This window comes from Cellulomonas shaoxiangyii (assembly GCF_004798685.1).
GTDB lineage: Bacteria > Actinomycetota > Actinomycetes > Actinomycetales > Cellulomonadaceae > Cellulomonas > Cellulomonas shaoxiangyii.
The window spans coordinates 1,572,776-1,588,906 of the sequence record NZ_CP039291.1; the positions used below are offsets into that span (position 1 = coordinate 1,572,776).

The 16,131-nt window shown below is 76.5% G+C and carries 19 protein-coding genes; 11 read left to right on the forward strand and 8 right to left on the reverse strand.

What is annotated here, in order from left to right:
* Positions 1 to 24: 24 nt before the first annotated feature.
* Complete coding sequence (lpdA, locus tag E5225_RS07250) at positions 25 to 1,407, reverse strand: dihydrolipoyl dehydrogenase (protein ID WP_135973105.1); 1,383 nt, start codon at positions 1,405 to 1,407, stop codon at positions 25 to 27.
* Positions 1,408 to 1,595: 188 nt separating this feature from the next.
* On the opposite strand from lpdA, the gene E5225_RS07255 reads away from it, so the two are divergent.
* Positions 1,596 to 1,964 carry an oxidoreductase gene (locus E5225_RS07255; protein ID WP_135973106.1) on the forward strand — a complete coding sequence of 123 codons (369 nt, stop codon included), beginning with the start codon at positions 1,596 to 1,598 and terminating at the stop codon, positions 1,962 to 1,964.
* A 51-nt stretch (positions 1,965 to 2,015) separates the two neighbouring features.
* On the opposite strand, the gene E5225_RS07260 is transcribed toward E5225_RS07255, so the two are convergent.
* Complete coding sequence (locus tag E5225_RS07260; protein ID WP_135973107.1) at positions 2,016 to 3,494, reverse strand: leucyl aminopeptidase; 1,479 nt, start codon at positions 3,492 to 3,494, stop codon at positions 2,016 to 2,018.
* Between the two features lie 50 nt (positions 3,495 to 3,544).
* Between E5225_RS07260 and E5225_RS07265 the strand changes: the two genes are divergently transcribed.
* From E5225_RS07265 to E5225_RS07280, 4 genes are read left to right on the forward strand one after another with little or no spacing between them, the layout of a single operon-like run.
* Positions 3,545 to 3,904, forward strand: a complete 360-nt coding sequence (locus E5225_RS07265) for a hypothetical protein (RefSeq protein ID WP_135973108.1) — start codon at positions 3,545 to 3,547, stop codon at positions 3,902 to 3,904.
* Positions 3,901 to 4,392, forward strand: a complete 492-nt coding sequence (locus E5225_RS07270) for a hypothetical protein (RefSeq protein WP_243738170.1) — start codon at positions 3,901 to 3,903, stop codon at positions 4,390 to 4,392. The genes E5225_RS07265 and E5225_RS07270 overlap by 4 nt, the downstream gene beginning before the upstream one ends.
* A 10-nt stretch (positions 4,393 to 4,402) precedes the next feature.
* Entirely contained in the window at positions 4,403 to 5,455 is a 1,053-nt protein-coding gene (locus E5225_RS07275) for a quinone-dependent dihydroorotate dehydrogenase (RefSeq protein ID WP_135973109.1), read from the forward strand.
* Complete coding sequence (locus E5225_RS07280) at positions 5,452 to 5,664, forward strand: hypothetical protein (RefSeq protein ID WP_135973110.1); 213 nt, start codon at positions 5,452 to 5,454, stop codon at positions 5,662 to 5,664. The genes E5225_RS07275 and E5225_RS07280 overlap by 4 nt, the downstream gene beginning before the upstream one ends.
* 41 nt (positions 5,665 to 5,705) lie before the next feature.
* On the opposite strand, the gene yczR is transcribed toward E5225_RS07280, so the two are convergent.
* Complete coding sequence (gene yczR / locus E5225_RS07285) at positions 5,706 to 7,157, reverse strand: MocR-like transcription factor YczR (RefSeq protein ID WP_208012508.1); 1,452 nt, start codon at positions 7,155 to 7,157, stop codon at positions 5,706 to 5,708.
* Between the two features lie 63 nt (positions 7,158 to 7,220).
* On the opposite strand from yczR, the gene E5225_RS17495 reads away from it, so the two are divergent.
* The 3 genes from E5225_RS17495 to E5225_RS07295 are packed head-to-tail and all read left to right on the forward strand — an operon-like array spanning position 7,221 to position 8,689.
* Positions 7,221 to 7,373 carry a hypothetical protein gene (locus tag E5225_RS17495; RefSeq protein ID WP_166435934.1) on the forward strand — a complete coding sequence of 51 codons (153 nt, stop codon included), beginning with the start codon at positions 7,221 to 7,223 and terminating at the stop codon, positions 7,371 to 7,373.
* Positions 7,370 to 8,056, forward strand: coding sequence for a membrane protein YczE (gene yczE, locus E5225_RS07290; RefSeq protein WP_135973111.1), 687 nt, complete (start codon positions 7,370 to 7,372; stop codon positions 8,054 to 8,056). Before E5225_RS17495 ends, yczE begins: the two co-directional genes overlap by 4 nt.
* A gap of 27 nt (positions 8,057 to 8,083) precedes the next feature.
* On the forward strand, positions 8,084 to 8,689 hold the full coding sequence (locus tag E5225_RS07295) for a hypothetical protein (RefSeq protein ID WP_136225378.1): 606 nt from the start codon (positions 8,084 to 8,086) through the stop codon (positions 8,687 to 8,689).
* Between the two features lie 98 nt (positions 8,690 to 8,787).
* Here the strand turns inward: E5225_RS07295 and E5225_RS07300 are convergent, their stop codons facing one another.
* Positions 8,788 to 9,393, reverse strand: a complete 606-nt coding sequence (locus E5225_RS07300) for a DUF3043 domain-containing protein (protein WP_135975484.1) — start codon at positions 9,391 to 9,393, stop codon at positions 8,788 to 8,790.
* A 32-nt stretch (positions 9,394 to 9,425) separates the two neighbouring features.
* Between E5225_RS07300 and E5225_RS07305 the strand changes: the two genes are divergently transcribed.
* Positions 9,426 to 10,832, forward strand: a complete 1,407-nt coding sequence (locus tag E5225_RS07305) for a dipeptidase (RefSeq protein ID WP_243738417.1) — start codon at positions 9,426 to 9,428, stop codon at positions 10,830 to 10,832.
* A gap of 43 nt (positions 10,833 to 10,875) precedes the next feature.
* Here the strand turns inward: E5225_RS07305 and E5225_RS07310 are convergent, their stop codons facing one another.
* Both E5225_RS07310 and nadA read right to left on the reverse strand, forming a co-directional pair.
* On the reverse strand, positions 10,876 to 11,403 hold the full coding sequence (locus E5225_RS07310; RefSeq protein WP_135975486.1) for an acyl-CoA thioesterase: 528 nt from the start codon (positions 11,401 to 11,403) through the stop codon (positions 10,876 to 10,878).
* 74 nt (positions 11,404 to 11,477) lie between these two features.
* A complete protein-coding gene (gene nadA, locus E5225_RS07315) occupies positions 11,478 to 12,683 on the reverse strand; it encodes a quinolinate synthase NadA (protein ID WP_135975488.1) in 1,206 nt (401 codons plus the stop codon).
* 95 nt (positions 12,684 to 12,778) lie between these two features.
* On the opposite strand from nadA, the gene E5225_RS07320 reads away from it, so the two are divergent.
* Positions 12,779 to 13,990 carry a glycerate kinase family protein gene (locus tag E5225_RS07320; RefSeq protein ID WP_136225380.1) on the forward strand — a complete coding sequence of 404 codons (1,212 nt, stop codon included), beginning with the start codon at positions 12,779 to 12,781 and terminating at the stop codon, positions 13,988 to 13,990.
* 128 nt (positions 13,991 to 14,118) lie between these two features.
* Positions 14,119 to 14,469, forward strand: coding sequence for an iron-sulfur cluster insertion protein ErpA (erpA, locus tag E5225_RS07325; RefSeq protein WP_135974847.1), 351 nt, complete (start codon positions 14,119 to 14,121; stop codon positions 14,467 to 14,469).
* Between the two features lie 105 nt (positions 14,470 to 14,574).
* Here the strand turns inward: erpA and E5225_RS07330 are convergent, their stop codons facing one another.
* Both E5225_RS07330 and E5225_RS07335 read right to left on the reverse strand, forming a co-directional pair.
* Positions 14,575 to 14,820, reverse strand: coding sequence for a sulfurtransferase TusA family protein (locus E5225_RS07330; RefSeq protein ID WP_243738373.1), 246 nt, complete (start codon positions 14,818 to 14,820; stop codon positions 14,575 to 14,577).
* Positions 14,817 to 15,986 (reverse strand): cysteine desulfurase family protein, encoded by a 1,170-nt coding sequence (locus E5225_RS07335; protein WP_243738372.1) that lies wholly within the window; start codon positions 15,984 to 15,986, stop codon positions 14,817 to 14,819. Before E5225_RS07335 ends, E5225_RS07330 begins: the two co-directional genes overlap by 4 nt.
* Positions 15,987 to 16,131 lie beyond the last annotated feature (145 nt).

The window sequence follows — 16,131 nt, forward strand, 5'->3', positions numbered from 1 at the left end:
CGCTCGTATCTCCTTCGATCCAGGTCAGTTGTGGGCGTGCAGCGGCTTGCCGGCGAGGGCCAGGAAGGCCTCGCCGAGCGCCTCGTTCTGCGTGGGGTGCGCGTGCACGAGGGCGGCGACGTCCTCGGGGTACGCCTCCCAGTTCACGATGAGCTGGCCCTCGCCGATGAGCTCGCCGACGCGCGCACCGATCATGTGCACGCCGACGACCGGCCCGTCCTTCTGGCGGACGAGCTTGACGAAGCCCTGGGTGGCGAGGATCTGGCTCTTGCCGTTGCCGCCGAGGTTGTACTCGAGCGTCTCGACGTTCTCGGCGCCGTGCGTCGCGACCGCCCCGGCCTCGGTGAGGCCCACCGAGGCGATCTCCGGCTCGGAGTACGTGACGCGCGGGATGCCCGACTCCACGATGGCCGGCGGGTTGAGGCCCGCGATCTCCTCGGCCACGAAGATGCCCTGCGCGAACCCGCGGTGCGCGAGCTGCAGACCCGGGACGATGTCGCCGACGGCGTAGATGTTGCCCACGCCGGTGTGCAGGCGCTCGTCGGTGATGACGAACCCGCGGTCGAGCGTGAGGCCCTGCTCCTCGTAGCCGAGGCCGGACGTGCTGGGGCCGCGGCCCACCGCGACGAGGAGCAGGTCCGCGTCGAACGTCTTGCCGTCCTCGAGCGTGACGTGCACGCCGTTGTCGTCCTGCGTGACGCCCGAGAAGCGGACGCCGAGGTTGAAGTTGATGCCGCGCTTGCGGAACGCGCGCTCGAACGCCTTGGACAGCGCCTCGTCCTCGTTGGGGACGAGGTGGGGGAGCGCCTCGATGATCGTCACGTCGGCGCCGAAGGACTTCCAGACGCTCGCGAACTCGGAGCCGATGACGCCGCCGCCCAGGATGATCGCGGACTTCGGCACGAAGTCGAGCGTGAGCGCCTGGTCGGACGTCATGACGCGGCCGCCGATCTCGAGCCCCGGCAGCGACCGGGCGTACGAGCCGGTGCCGAGCACGATGTGCTCGCCGGTGAGCGTGCGGTCGCCGACCTGCACCGTGTTCGGGCCGGTGAGCTTGCCCCAGCCCTCGACGACCTCGATCTTGCGCGCCTTGATCAGGCCCTGCAGACCCTTGTACAGCCGGCCGATCACGCCGTCCTTGTACTTGTTGACACCGTTCATGTCGATGCGCTCGAGGTGCGTGTGGACCCCGAATGCCTCGCCCTCACGGGCGGTGTCGGCGACCTCGGCCGCGTGCAGCAGCGCCTTCGTCGGGATGCAGCCGCGGTGGAGGCACGTGCCGCCCACCTTGTCCGCCTCCACCAGGGCGACGGTCTTGCCGAGCTCCGCGGCACGCAGCGCGGCTGCGTAGCCGCCGCTGCCTCCGCCCAGGACGACGATGTCGAAAGCGGTGCCGGTGTCGGCCACGTGCTACTCCTCGCAGGCTGTGGGATCGGGCTGCGGCCCCATCTTGGCATCCCGGCTGCGCACGGACGAACGCGTCGGCGGCGCCGATCGTGTGAGTCGGGTGACAGTCGTCCCATGACTGCGCCCGCGCGGGTGGTGGGGGAACCGTGCCCAGGTCGCGTCCAGCGCACGTCGGTAGGGTGCCGCGCATGGGTCTGTTCTCGCGCCGCCGCTCCGCTCGGGACGCTGCGCCCGGCTCCGGACCGGCGGTGGTGCCCGACCGCGACGCGCGTGCCGCCACGCTGGCGTACCTGCGCGACTTCGTCGCCACGCACGTGGGCGTCGAGGCGTACGTCGAGCCGCGCACCAACGTCACGCAGACGACGATCATGCTCGTCGCGACGGACGGGGAGTGGACGCGGCGCAAGGTGCCCGACGAGCGCACCGCGGGCACGCTGGCCCGCGAGCTCGGCATCCCCGTCTACGACGTCCAGCGCACCGGCTACCCGCAGCGCGTGCGCGACTGGAACACGCGCCAGCGGATCGAGCGCCGGCGCAGGGCCGCCGAGCGCGGCTGACCCCGCCCCGGCGGCGACGTGCGCCGACCCCCCGCCGGACGGGCGGGTGCGTCAGGCGCGCTGCTCCACCAGGCGCAGCAGCGTACGGACGCCGACGCCCGTGCCGCCGACCGGCGTGTAGCCGTGCGGCGCGCGCTCGTTGAAGGCCGGCCCCGCGATGTCGAGGTGCGCCCACGGCGTCGACCCGACGAACTCCTGCAGGAAGATGCCCGCGGTCAGCATGCCGCCGAAGCGGTCGCCGATGTTCGCGAGGTCCGCGACCTTCGACTTCAGGCCGGCACGCAGGTCGGCCGGGAGCGGCATGGGCCAGAACTGCTCGCCCGCCTCCTGCGCCGCGGCGACGACCTCGGCGCGGGCGTCGTCGGTGCCCATGACGGCGGACACCCGGTTGCCGAGCGCCACCATCTGCGCACCCGTGAGCGTCGCGATGTCGAGGACGAGGTCCGGGCCCTCCTCAACCGCCGCCACCAGGCCGTCGGCCATGACCAGGCGCCCCTCGGCGTCGGTGTTCAGCACCTCGACCGTCTTGCCACCGCGGATCGTGATGACGTCCGACGGGCGCTGCGCGGTGCCGGACGGCATGTTCTCGGCGAGGCAGAGCCAGCCCGTGACGGCGACGGGCAGGCCCAGGCGTGCGGCTGCGAGGACGGTGTGCAGCACCGCGGCGGCGCCTGCCATGTCGGACTTCATGGCCTCCATGCCCGCCGCGGGCTTGATCGAGATGCCGCCCGAGTCGAACGTGATGCCCTTGCCGACCAGCGCGACGCTCGCGCGCGGCTTCGACGGCGCCCACGCCACGCGGACCAGCCGGGGCCCGCGCACGGAGCCCTGGCCGACGCCGGCCAGGCCGCCGTAGCCCCCGGCGACGAGCGCCTTGTCGTCCAGCACGGAGATCTTCAGGCCGCGCACGCCCGTCTCCTTCACCGCGGCCTTGGCGAGGTCGGCGAACGCGGCGGGGTACAGGTCGTTGGGAGCGGCGTTGACGAGGTCGCGCGTGCCGTGCACCGCGGCGGCGAGGACCTCGGCGCGGGCGACGGCGTCCTTCGCCGCCTTCTCGCCGGCGCGCGGCGTGACGAGCTGCAGCCGGGCCACCGGGCCGGCCGTCTCCGGTCCGTCGCCCGTGCGGTAGCGCGTGTACGTGTAGGCCCCGAGCAGGGCGCCCTCGGCGACCGCGGCGACGTCGTCGACACCCGTCGTGGGGAGGGCTAGTGCCACCGACGCCGTCCCCGCGAGCTCGCGGGTCGCGGCGCCCGCGGCGCGGCGCAGCGTCTCGGGCCCGACCGCGGCCACCGGGCCCACACCCGTGAGGACGAGCACGGCCGCGGCGACGCCGGTCGCCGGGACGCGGCGGACCTCGTCGGGCGCGCCGGTCAGCGCGAGGGTGCGGGCGTCGCGCAGGAGCCCGGCGCGCAGGTCGGCGGGGAGGCTGCCGCCGTCGAGCAGCTCCGGGCCGCCGTCACGGGTGCCGACGGCCACCACGAGGGCGTCGACGGCGAGCTGGGCAGGGTCCTGGCTGGTCAGGGAGATCACATGCCGATGGTAGACGGCGCCCCGCCCGGGCGCGGGTACGGTGGGGCACCGTGCTCGCCCCCCTCTCCTGGCTCGTCGTGGCCACGTGCGTCGCGCTGGCCGTGTGGGCCGGGTGGTTCGTCGTCCGCGACCGTGCCGTGGTGCTGCGCCAGCTGTGGGGTGCCGCGGTGGTCGAGGGCCTGCTCGTGCTGCAGGCCGTGGCGGCCGGTGTGCTGCTGGCCACCGGCTCCGGCCAGGTCGACGGCGTGCTGTTCTGGGGCTACGTCCTCACGCAGGTCATCGTGCTGCCGATCGCTGCGGCGTGGGCGTTCGCGGAGCGCACGCGGTGGAGCTCCGTCGTCCTCGTCGTCGCCGCGCTGACGGTGGCGTTCCTCGAGTACCGGCTGCTGCAGATCTGGGGCGCGGCGTGAGCGCACCGACGCGCGGCGGCGCGGGCCACGGCCCCGGTCGCCTCCTCGTCGCGGTCTACGGCGTGCTCGCGCTCGCGGCCACGGCGCGCGGCCTCTACCAGGTGACGACCAAGCTGGGCGAGGCGCCGCTGGCGTACGCGCTCTCGCTGCTGGCGGGCGTCGTCTACGTCGTCGCGACGGTCGCGCTGGCGTCCGACCGCCGCCGGCTCGCGTGGGTCACCGTGCTGGTCGAGGCCGTCGGGGTGCTGGTCGTCGGCGCGCTCTCGCTCGTCGACGTCGGCGACTTCCCGGACGAGACGGTGTGGTCGGCGTTCGGCCGCGGCTACGGGTACGTGCCGCTCGTGCTGCCGGCGCTGGGGTTGCTGTGGCTGTGGCGCACCGGCCGGGTCGGCGTCGGGCACGGCGACGGGCACCGGCGCGACGACGGCGCCGGCAGCGGTCCCGACCAGGGCGCGGACGGCCGCTCCCGGGGCGACGCGGCGGGCTAGGTTGGGTCGCGTGTACCGCCTGCTCTTCGACCTCGTCCTGCGGCGCCTGGACCCCGAGCAGGCCCACCGCCTCGCGTTCGGGCTGATCCGCGCGGTGGCGGCCGTCCCCGGGCTGTCCCGCGTGGTCGCCGCGCTGTTCGCGCCGCCCGCCGCCGGTGCGGTCGAGGTGTGGGGCCGCCGGTTCCCCTCCCGCTTCGGCCTGGCCGCCGGGTTCGACAAGGACGCCCACGGCGTGCGTGGGCTCACGATGCTCGGGTTCGGCTTCGTCGAGGTCGGCACCGTGACGGCGCAGCCGCAGCCGGGCAACGAGCCGCCGCGGCTGTGGCGCGTGCTCGACCGCCGCGCGCTGCGCAACCGGATGGGGTTCAACAACGAGGGCTCCGCGGCGGTCGCCGCCCGGCTGCGCCGCCTCCGGGCGACGCCCCGCGGCCGCGACCTCGTGGTGGGCGTCAACATCGGGAAGACGAAGGCGACGCCGGCCGAGCAGGCGGCAGCCGACTACGCCACGAGCGCCGGCCGGCTCGCGCCGTACGCGGACTACCTGGTCGTCAACGTCTCCTCCCCGAACACGCCCGGCCTGCGTGACCTCCAGGCGGTCGAGGCGCTGCGTCCGGTGCTCGAGGCGACGCGCGTCGCGGCCGACGAGGCCACGACCCGGGCCGGCCGGGCCCCCGTGCCCGTCCTGGTGAAGATCGCGCCGGACCTGTCCGACGACGACGTGGACGCCGTCGCGGAGCTGGTCGCGGAGCTCGGGCTGGACGGCGTCGTCGCGGTCAACACCACGATCGCGCACGACCTCGGCCCCGGCGGGCTCTCGGGGCCGCCCGTGCTCGAACGCGGGCTCGACGTCGTCGCCCGCCTGCGCACGCGGCTCGGCGACGAGGCGGTCCTGATCGGGGTCGGAGGGGTCACCACGCCGGCCGACGCGCGGGAGTACCTGGCCGTGGGTGCCACGCTGGTGCAGGGCTACACGGGCCTGGTCTACGAGGGCCCGGCCTATGCCGCCCGGATCACGCGCGCGCTGGCCGCCGACGCCGCCGGCCGGCGGGAGGTGCGCCGGTGAACCTGCGGCCGCGCTGGTGCTGGGCCCTCGTCGACGCCTCCGGCACGGCGGTGGACCGCCCGGCGAGCCCCGTCTTCCTCGCCCGCTTCGAGGCCGAGCAGTGGCTCGGCGAGCACTGGCGCGGCCTGGCCGCGCAGGGGGTGCGGACGGCGTCCCTCGAGCACGACGGGATGCCCCAGGGCGCACCGGTCGAGCTGCCGGCGCCCTGAGCACCCCGGCGCCCCTCGGCACCGGTGGGACGCCGCGCCGCTCAGACCAGGGCCGGCGCGGCGCGGCCGGTCGCCGGCACCGTGGTCGGGTCGAGCACGGCCCACGCGGCGGCGAGGCCGTCGACAGCCCGGCGCAGCACGTCCACGGGCTGCGAGAACGGCACGCGCAGGCGGTCCTCGAACGTGCCGTCGACGCCGAACGCGGTGCCGGGCACGATCCGCACGCCGTGCCCGTACGCGACGGCGGCGAGGGCCGAGGACACGGGCGCCCCGAGGTCCACCCACGTCGAGAGCCCGCCCCCGGGCACGGGCACGCGCCAGGAGGGCAGCGCGTCGGCCAGCGCGTCGAGCAGCACGGTGCGCTGGTGGCGCAGGGTCACGATGCGCGCACCGAGCACGGCGTCCGCGTGCGCGAGGAGCTCGGTGGTGACGAGCTGGTCGAGCACGGACGACCCGATGTCCACGTGCGCGCGTCGCTGCGCGAGCCGGCCGACCAGGTCGGGGTGCGCGCGGACCCAGCCGACGCGCAGACCGCCCCAGAACGACTTCGACGCCGACCCCACGCACACGACGAGGTCGTCGGCGCCGTCGCCCGCGAACGGGGGCGGCGGGGGGCCGTCGAGGGTGAGGTCGGTCAGGGTCTCGTCGCCCACGACGACCGTGCGGGTGCGCCGGGCGAGGTCCCGCACGCGGGCGCGGGCGTCGGTGTCGAGGCTCGTGCCCGTGGGGTTGTGGTGGTCGGGCACGAGGTAGACGAGCCGCGGCGACGTCTGGCGCACGGTCGACGCGAGCAGCTCGACGTCCAGCCCGGTGGCGGTGACCGGCACCGGGACGGGGCGCGCGCCGGCACCCCGGGCGGCGTCGATCGCGTGCGGGTACGTCGGGTGCTCCACCACGACGCGGTCGCCCGGGCCGGCGAGGGTCACCATGAGGAGGTGGATCGCCTGCTGAGCACCCGTGGTGACGAGCACCTGCTCGGGGCCGGTCGGCACCCCGCGCGCCGTGTACCGGTCGGCGATCGCCTGGCGGAGCGCGGGCAGCCCGAGCGGGACGTAGCCGGTGTCGCCGAGGTGCCGGGGGAGCTGGTCGAGCGCCGCGGCGCACGCGTCGGCGAGCTGCGGGGGAGCGGTGGGGGCGGCGGCCGACAGGTCGACGAGGCCGGTCTCGACCGTCCCCAGCGTGGCGGGTGCCCGGTCGCCCGCGCCGGCGGGCAGCGTCGTGACCGTGCCCGACCCGCGGCGGCTCAGGAGGAACCCCTCGTCGCGCAGCAGGTCGTAGGCGGCGGTCACGGTGGTGCGCGACACCCCGAGCGAGTCCGCGACCTCGCGCTCGCCCGGGAGCCGGGTGCCGAGCGGCAGGGCCCCGGTGCGCACGAGACCCCGGACGCCGTCGGCCAGCGACTGGTACGCGGGACCCCCGTGCTCCCAGCGCCCGAGCAGAGCCTGCAGGCGCGGCCCGTTCACGCGGCGGTCGATCGGCGACATCGCGGTCATGCGTGCCACTATCCTGGAAGTGGCTATGGAGGACAAGGCCACTCGTCGGCCAGGCTCCGTTTCATGGACCTGCTCGGCGTGCTTCTCGTCCTTCTCGTCCTTCTCGGGGCCGTCGCCCTCGCCGTCGCGCTCGTGCGCGCCGTGCGGGACGACGGGCTCGGCCACCGTCCGCCGCCGCCCGTGCGGCCCCACCCACCGGGAGACCGTCCGTGGTGACCGACGCACCCGTCCCGCGCCGGACCGGTCCGCGCCGCGCGGTGCAGCTGCTCGGCGGCCTCGTGCTCTACGCCGCCTCGATCGTCATGCTGGTCCGCGCCGAGCTGGGCTCGATGCCGTGGGACGTGCTCACGCAGGGCCTCACGCGCGTCACCGGGTGGTCGTTCGGCACCGTCACGGTCGTGCTCTCGTTCGTCGTGTTCGCGTGCTGGGTCCCGCTCCGGCAGCGCCCGGGGATCGGGACGGTCGCCAACGTCGTGGTCATCGGCGCGCTGCTGGACCCGTTCCTCGCGCTCGCCGCGCACCTGCCCGACCCGCTGCCGCGGCCGGCGGCGATCGGCCTCGTGGCGCTCGGCGTCCTCACCAACGCCCTTGCGACCGCGCTGTACGTGGGCGCGCGCCTCGGCCCGGGGCCGCGCGACGGGCTCATGACCGGCATCGTCGCGCGGACCGGGTGGCCCCTGCGCCTCGTCCGCGGGTCGATCGAGGTGGTCGTGGTCGCGGGCGGGTGGGTGCTCGGCGGGACGCTGGGGCTCGGCACGCTCGCGTACGCGCTGGCCATCGGGCCGCTCGTCCACGCGCTGCTGCCGCGGCTCACGGTGCCGGTGGCGCCGTGGAGCCCGGCGGGACCGTCCGGCCCGTCGGGCGCTGAGGCGGCGGCCGCGGCGCGCGCCGACCGCTAACCTGCGGGCGACCACGAGGAGGTCCGGATGCACGCGGTGGGCGCGGTGGTGGACGGCTACGAGCTGCTGGCGTCGGGCGAGTGGGTCCGCCGTCCGCCGACCGCCGGGTCGCCGTACCGGCTGGGGGACGTGGTGAACGGGCACATGCTCACCGCCGACCTGCGGTGGACGCCGCTGCGGCACCGCACGGCCGCCCCGTACGAGCCGGGCGACGTCGTCGACGCCTACGTCCTGACCCCCGACGGTGACTGGGTGCCCCTGGCGTCGCGCCGGCGCGCGCCCGCCGACGGGCCCGCGGGGACGGGTGCCGCGCGGGGCGGGGACGCGGGTGCAGGGGACGCGCGGGGCGGACGCGGACGTGACGGCGCCGGGTCGACCGCGCGGCCGACCGCGGCTGCCGCATCGCGCCCGCGCGTGCAGCAGGCGGACGCGGGCCGGGGCGGCCACGCGCCCTCGCGGGGCCAGGCAGGCCGGCCGGCCGCGGCGTCGCGGCGGCCGGCAGAGCCGCGCCCGGTGCCCCACGCCACCACGGTGCCCGCCCCCGAGCGCCGGGCGTCCTCGCCGCGGTCGCTGCTGGGCTGGGGGCTGGTCGTGCTCGTGGCGGTCCAGGTCCTGCGCGCCTGCGGCGCCTGACCGCGTCCACGCCGTGGCCGGTCAGACGCGCACGGGACCCGTCAACGCGTGCCGCTCAGCGCCATGCATCCGGGCACGACCTCCCAGCGGCGCCGACGTCAGGCCGGGTACTGCCCGTGCTTGACCTGCGGCTTCGGCAGGCGCGAGGGACGCACCTGGAACGCGCGCAGCACCGCGTACATCGTCATGCCGCGCGGGATCTGGGTGGCGTCGAACCGCGCGTGGAGCCGCTTCTTCAGGCCCCGCCACATGAGCCAGCCGTCCACGATCGCCGCGATGATGAACACGTACAGGATCGCGAGTGCGGCGAACGCGAGCGTCGGGGCCGAGCTGGCGGTGACCATCTGCAGCACGAGGAACACCGCCGCCACGGGCAGGAAGAACTCGCCGAGGTTCCACCGTGCGTCGACGTGGTCGCGGACGTACCGGCGCACCGGGCCGCGGTCGCGCAGGGGCATGTGGCGCTCGTCGCCCGTCCGCATGGCCTGGTACTCGAGCTCGCGCTGCGCGCGCTGCTTCACGCGGGCCGCGCGGGCCGCGCCGCGCCGGTCGTCGGGCACGAGCGGACGGCGGTTGCGTGCCTCGGCCTCCTTGCGGGTGGGCGTCGGGCGCCCCTTCCTGGGCCGGACGTCGTCGGCCGACGGCTCCGACGGCGGCGGCGGTACGACGGCGGCGGGCGGGGGGTCCTGCTTGCGTCCGAACACGGTCCCAGGGTAGTCGAGTAGCGTGGCCGGACGTGACGTCCACCTCTGCCCCCACCGGCTCCTCGTCCCCGCTGCCCGCCGACCGCGTCGCCTCGCTGCGCGGGCGGACGGCCGAGCTCTTCGCCGGGGTCCGCGCGGACCTCGAGGCGCTCGTGCGCATCCCGAGCGTGTCGAACGCCGAGTTCGACCAGGCCCACGTCGAGGCATCGGCGACGGCGGTCGCCGACCTGCTGCGCGACGCCGGCGTGCCGGAGGTCCAGGTCCTGCGCGTCCCGCGCGCGGACGGCACGCCCGGGGCGCCCGCCGTCGTCGCCCGCCGCCCCGCGCCCGCCGGCGCCCCGACGGTCCTGCTCTACGCGCACCACGACGTGCAGCCGCCCGGCGACCGTGCCGACTGGCACACGGACCCGTTCGAGCCCACGCTCCGCGGCGAGCGGCTCTTCGGCCGCGGCGCAGCCGACGACAAGGCGGGCGTCATGGCCCACGTCGGGGCACTGCGGGTGCTCGCGGACGAGCTCGCCGTCGGCGTCACGGTGTTCGTCGAGGGGGAGGAGGAGGTCGGCTCGCCGACGTTCGTCGACTTCCTGCACGCCTACCGCGACCTGCTGGCCGCGGACGTCATCGTCGTCGCCGACTCGACCAACTGGCAGGTGGGCGTGCCCGCGCTCACCACGTCCCTGCGTGGTCTCGCCGACCTCGTCGTGGACGTCGAGGTCCTCGACCACGCGGTGCACTCCGGCATGTTCGGCGGACCCGTGCTCGACGCGCCGACGCTCCTCGCGCGCCTGCTGGCCACGCTGCACGACGACCACGGCGACGTCGCGGTCGAGGGCCTCGTCCACGCGGCCGACCCGGTCGTCGACATGGACGAGGACGCGCTGCGTGCCGACGCGGGGGTGCTCCCGGGCGTCCGCCTCGCCGGCACGGGACCCCTGACCGCCCGCCTGTGGACCCGCCCCGCGATCGGCGTCATCGGCATCGACGCGCCCCGCGTGGCCAGCGCCTCGAACACGATCACGCCGAAGGCGTCGGCGAAGCTCTCGGTGCGGCTCGCGCCCGGTCAGGACCCGGCGGCCGCGCTCGCGGCGGTCTCGGCGCACCTGCGGGCGAACGCGCCGTTCGGGGCGCGCGTGACGATCCACGACGGCGAGCTCGGCAAGCCGTTCCAGGCCGCGGGCGACTCGCCGGCCGCGCAGGCGGCGCGCTGGGCGCTCGGCGAGTCCTGGGGCACCCCGTCGGTCGACGTCGGCGTGGGCGGGTCCATCCCGTTCATCAGCGACCTGCTCGAGGTCTTCCCCGAGGCCGCGATCCTCGTCACCGGTGTGGAGGACCCCGACTCGCGCGCGCACGGCGCCGACGAGTCCGTCCACCTGGGGGAGCTCGAGCGCGTGGTGCTGGCCGAGGCCCTGCTCCTGGCGTCGCTCGCCCCGCGGGCCTGACCCGGGACGCCGGCAGCGCGGGCGGCGGCGGTCGGGGCACCGCTCAGCGGTGCGCCACGTCGACCGCCCGCGCCCAGGCGGCCACGTCGTCGGGGAGGTGCGGGGGCGCCGGCGGTGCGTGGTCGAGCAGCGCGACGACGTCCGGCGCCGGGACCCGGTCGCCCCGCCGGGACAGGAACCGCCCGGCGACCCATCCGCGCGCGACGTGCTGCTCGCCGCGGGCGAACACCTGCTCGAGGTACACGACCCGCGGGTCCCAGCCCAGCACGCGCGTCGTGATGGTGAACTGCTGACGCCACGTGAGCGAGCGCCGGTACGTCACCGTCGAGGCCGCCACCACGGGGTACCAGCCGCGCTCCGTGAGCAGCCCGAACGCGCCGAGGTCCGCCAGGTAGTGGGTGCGGGCGACGTCCATCATCTGCAGGTAGACGCCGTTGTTGACGTGGCGGTAGAGGTCCAGGTCGCTGGCGCGGACGCGCAGGCGCGTCACCGAGGGGTCGAGGACCGCACGCCCCGGGACGGGACGCCGCGGACGGGAGGTGGCGAGGGCGAGCTGCAGCGTTCGGGTCACGCCGCGACGCTACCGGCGTGCGGCCGCGCGCCTGACGGCGCCCCGGTGGGTGCGGGGGCCCCGGCGCCCGGTGCTCAGTGCCCCGGCAGCGCGAGCATCTGGTCGAGCGCGACGCGCGCCCAGTGCGCGTCGTCGGCGTCGACCACGATGCGGTTCGGCACGCGGCCGGCCACCAGCTCCTCGAGCGCCCACACGAGGTGCGGCAGGTCGATCCGGTTCATCGTCGAGCAGAAGCAGACCGTGGAGTCGAGGTAGTGCACCGTCAGCTCCGGGTGCGCCCGGGCGAGGCGGCGGACCAGGTTGAGCTCCGTGCCGATCGCCCACGACGAGCCCGGCTCGGCGGCGTCGAGCGCCTTGATGATGTACTCCGTCGAGCCGACCATGTCCGCCGCGGTGACGACCTCGTGCGTGCACTCGGGGTGCACGAGGACGGTCACGCCCGGCACCGCCGCGCGCACGTCCGCGACGTTGCGGGCGGAGAACCGCCCGTGCACCGAGCAGTGCCCGCGCCACAGGATCATCCGGGCGTCCCGCAGCTGCTGCGTCGTGACGCCGCCACCGGGCTTGCGGGGGTCGTAGACGACGCAGTCCGCGAGCGAGAGCCCCAGCTGCAGGACCGCCGTGTTGCGCCCGAGGTGCTGGTCCGGCATGAACAGGACCTTGCCGCGGCCCGCGACCCCGCCCGCGCGGTCGAACGCCCAGCGGAGCGCCACCTGTGCGTTCGACGACGTGCACACCGTCCCGCCGTGCCGGCCGGTGAAGGCCTTGATGGCCGCCGTGGAGTTCATGTAGGTCACAGGGACCGTCTCGTCCGCGACGCCGGCGTCCACCAGCACGTCCCACGCGTCCTCGACCTGGTCGATCGCGGCCATGTCGGCCATCGAGCAGCCGGCGGCGAGGTCGGGCAGGACCACCTGCTGGGCGTCCGTGGTGAGGATGTCGGCCGACTCGGCCATGAAGTGCACGCCGCAGAAGACGACGAACTCCGCGTCCGGGCGGGCGGCCGCCTCGCGCGCGAGCTTGAAGGAGTCGCCGGTGACGTCGGCGAACGCGATGACCTCGTCGCGCTGGTAGTGGTGGCCGAGCACGAACGCCCGGTCGCCGAGCGCGGCCCGGGCCGCGCGCGCCCGCTCGACCAGTGCCGGGTCGCTCGGGTCCGGCAGCGCGCCGGCGCACTCGACGCCACGCTCGGAGGCGAGGTCGGCGCCCCGCCCCAGCAGCAGCAGGGCGGACGGCGCGGGCTCGGTGAACGTGCCGGTCCCCGGCGTGGTCAGCGTCACGGCGGCATGATCCCACAGGCCCCGCGGCCCCCCGCCGTGCGTCCGGCGCGCGGTCCCGGCGCGGGAGCGACGACGACGCGTGCCACCATCGGCCCGTGCGCGTCCTCCTCGCCCCCGACAGCTTCGGGACCTCGCTGACCGCGGCGCAGGCCGCCGACGCGCTCGCCGACGGCTGGCGTCGCGGGGCGCCGCACGACGACGTCACCGCCTGCCCGCTCGCCGACGGCGGCCCCGGTTTCGTGGCCACCCTCCGGGAGAGCCTCGGGGGTGCGCTCGACGCGGTGACGGTCACCGGCCCGCTCGGGGTGCCGGCACCGGCGGCGCTCCTGCGGGTCGGCAGCACCGCCTATGTGGAGTCCGCGCACGCGCTGGGGCTCGACCTGGTCCCGTCGGCGCACCGCGACCCCACGCGCACGACCAGCGCCGGAGCCGGGGAGCTCGTGGCCGCCGCCCTCGCCGCCGGCGCCCGGCGGGTCGTCGTCGGCCTCGGCGGCTCGGCCACGAACGACGCCGGCGCGGGCCTCCTGCTCGCGCTCGCGGACGTCCTGCTGGGACCGGACGCCGCGGTGGGTGCGGCGCCGCTCCTGCGGGCGGGCGGCGGTGCGCTCGGTGCGGTCCGCCCCGACGACCTGCGCTGGCTCCCGGCCCTGCGCGACGCCCTGCGGGACGTCGACCTGGTCGCCGCGGTGGACGTCGACGTGCCGCTGCTCGGGCTGCAGGGCGCGTCGGCCGGGTTCGCGCCGCAGAAGGGTGCGACGCCGGAGCAGGCGCAGGACCTCGAGCGGGCACTGGGGACGTTCGCGCACGCCGCGGTGGCCGTGCTCGGGTCCGGGGACGCGCGCCCGGGGCTGCTGGCGCCGGCCGGCGGGGCGGCGGGCCGCGACGCGCGCGCGCACCGGTGGACGAGCCTGCCCGGCGCCGGCGCGGCGGGCGGCGCGGGCTTCGCGCTCGCCCTGCTCGGTGCGCGGCTGCTGCCGGGTGCGGCGCTCGTCGCCGACGCGGTGGGGCTGGCGGCGCGGATCGCCGCGCACGACCTCGTCGTGACGGGGGAGGGCCGCACCGACTGGCAGTCGCTGCACGGGAAGGTGGTGGCGGAGGTCGCGGCCCGTGCGCTGCCCCTCGCGGTGCCGACCGTGGTCGTCGCGGGGGAGGTGCTCGTCGGGCGCCGCGAGCTGTCGGCGGCGGGGGTCGCGGCCGCGTACGCCGTCGCCGAGCGTCCCGACCAGGTGGCGGCCGCGCTGGCCGACCCGGCGGGCTCGCTGGCTGCCCGCGCCACGCGTGTCGCGCGCACGTGGTCGCCCGGCTGAGGTCACCCGTGCGGTGTGACACAGGTCGCCGGCGGCGTGCCGCCGCGGGCGTACCCTGGGCGGGAACAACGGCCCGGTCGACGGTGTTGCGACCGTCGAGGACCGTCTCTGGCTGAACCGGGAGTGACATGAGCGAGACCACGCAGACCGCGACACACGGCGTCCAGCTCACGGAGGTGGCGGCCGGCAAGGTCCGCGCCCTGCTCGAGCAGGAGGGCCGCGACGACCTGCGCCTGCGCGTGGCTGTGCAGCCCGGCGGGTGCTCCGGCCTGATCTACCAGCTCTACTTCGACGAGCGCCTGCTCGACGGCGACGCGACGAGGGACTACGACGGCGTCGAGGTCGTCGTGGACCGCATGAGCGTGCCCTACCTCGACGGCGCGACGATCGACTTCGCCGACACGATCGAGAAGCAGGGCTTCACGATCGACAACCCGAACGCGGGCAGCTCCTGCGCCTGCGGCGGGTCGTTCGCCTGACCGCTGCGCACCACCACGCGGGCCCGCGACCGGAATCCGGTCGCGGGCCCGCGTGCGTCCGGGGCGGCGCGCACGGTCCGTCACGGCGGGGCGGCCCGGCGCCGGTCACCCACCGAGGCGCACGGTGACGACGACGACGTCGTCCGACCGTTCGTTCGCCGTCACCGTGTGGCCGCGCATGCGCGCCCACGCGGGCAGGTCGACCGACGCCGCCGGGTCGGTGGCGAGCACGCGCAGCACGGCGCCCGGGGGCAGGGCGCGAGCCGCGACCGCGGCGCGCAGCACCGGCGCCGGGCAGCGCAGACCACGCGCGTCCACCTCGTACCCGCCGCTCACCGGCCCGCCGCTCACAGACCCACCGCGCCCGCAGCGGCACGGACCTCCGCGACGACGCCGGGCAGCACGTCGCACAGCCGTTCGACGTCGACCCTGCGCACGTCGACGGGGAGCGTGAGCCGCACGTTGCCGTGCGTGAGCACACCCATGGCGGCGAGCACGTGGCTCGGCTCGAGTGCGCTCGAGGTGCACGCCGAGCCGGAGCCGACACCGAGGCCCTCGCGGTCGAGGCGCGTCACCAGCGCCTCCCCGTCCACGTAGAGGCAGGAGAAGGTGACGACGTGGGGAAGGCGCGCGTCGGGGTCGCCGACCACCTCGACGTCCGGGACCTCGGCCGCCACCCTGGCGCGCACGAGGTCGACCAGGTCGCGGCGGTGCGCGTCGGCCGCCGCACGGTGCGCCACCGCGTCCTGCAGCGCGACGGCGGCGGCCAGCGCGAGCGGGACCGCCACCCCGCCGGGCGACCAGCGGTCGTCGTCCTCGGGCCAGTCGGGGGAGCGGCGCACGCCCGTGCGCGTGACGAGCACGCCGAGCGGCGGTCCGCCCCAGTCGCCGGCGTCGGCCGCGAGCACGTCCCACGCGTCGCCCACGTCGACGTGGCCCAGGCTCGCGCCGGCGTCGACGAGCAGCGGGACGCCGTGCCGGCGCAGTGCGTCGCGCGCCGCCGCCACGGGCTGGAGCGTGCCGACCTCGCCGTTCGCGTGCTGCAGCGCGGCCAGCACCGTCCCCGGCCGCACCGCGCCCGCCAGCGCGTCGGCGGCCACGCGACCGTCCCGGTCGGCGGGCACGGTCGTCACGGCGCCCTGGCCGCGCTGCGCGACGAACGCGGCGGCGGCGTGCACGGCGGAGCGCTCGACGGCGCCGACGACGACGTCCGCGCCGTGCCGTCGCCGGCCGCGGGCGACCGCCCGCACGCCCGCGTGCAGCGCCGCGGTGTGCGTGGGGTGCAGGTCCACCTCCTCGGTCCGCGCCCCGACCACGGCGGCGACCGCCTCCCGCGCGCCGTCCAGCAGGAGGCGCGCGCGGCGCGCCTCGGCGAACAGCCGCCGCGGGTCGGCCCACCCCTGGTCGAACGCCTCGAGCAGCGCGGTCCGCGCGAGCGGGCGCAGCGGCGCGTGGCCGGCCACGTCGAGCACGGCGCGGGGGAGCGCGGTCTGGGCGGGGACGTCGGGCGTGGTCACCGGGGCACCGTAGTGCGGACCCGGTGCGTTCAGCGCGTGTGACGGTGCTGACACAGCGTCGCCAAAGGCATGGCGACGCACGGCGGCCGCCCATGAGCGCGATAGGCTGCTCGGGTCGAGGACGAAGGTCCCGCATGACCGCGCG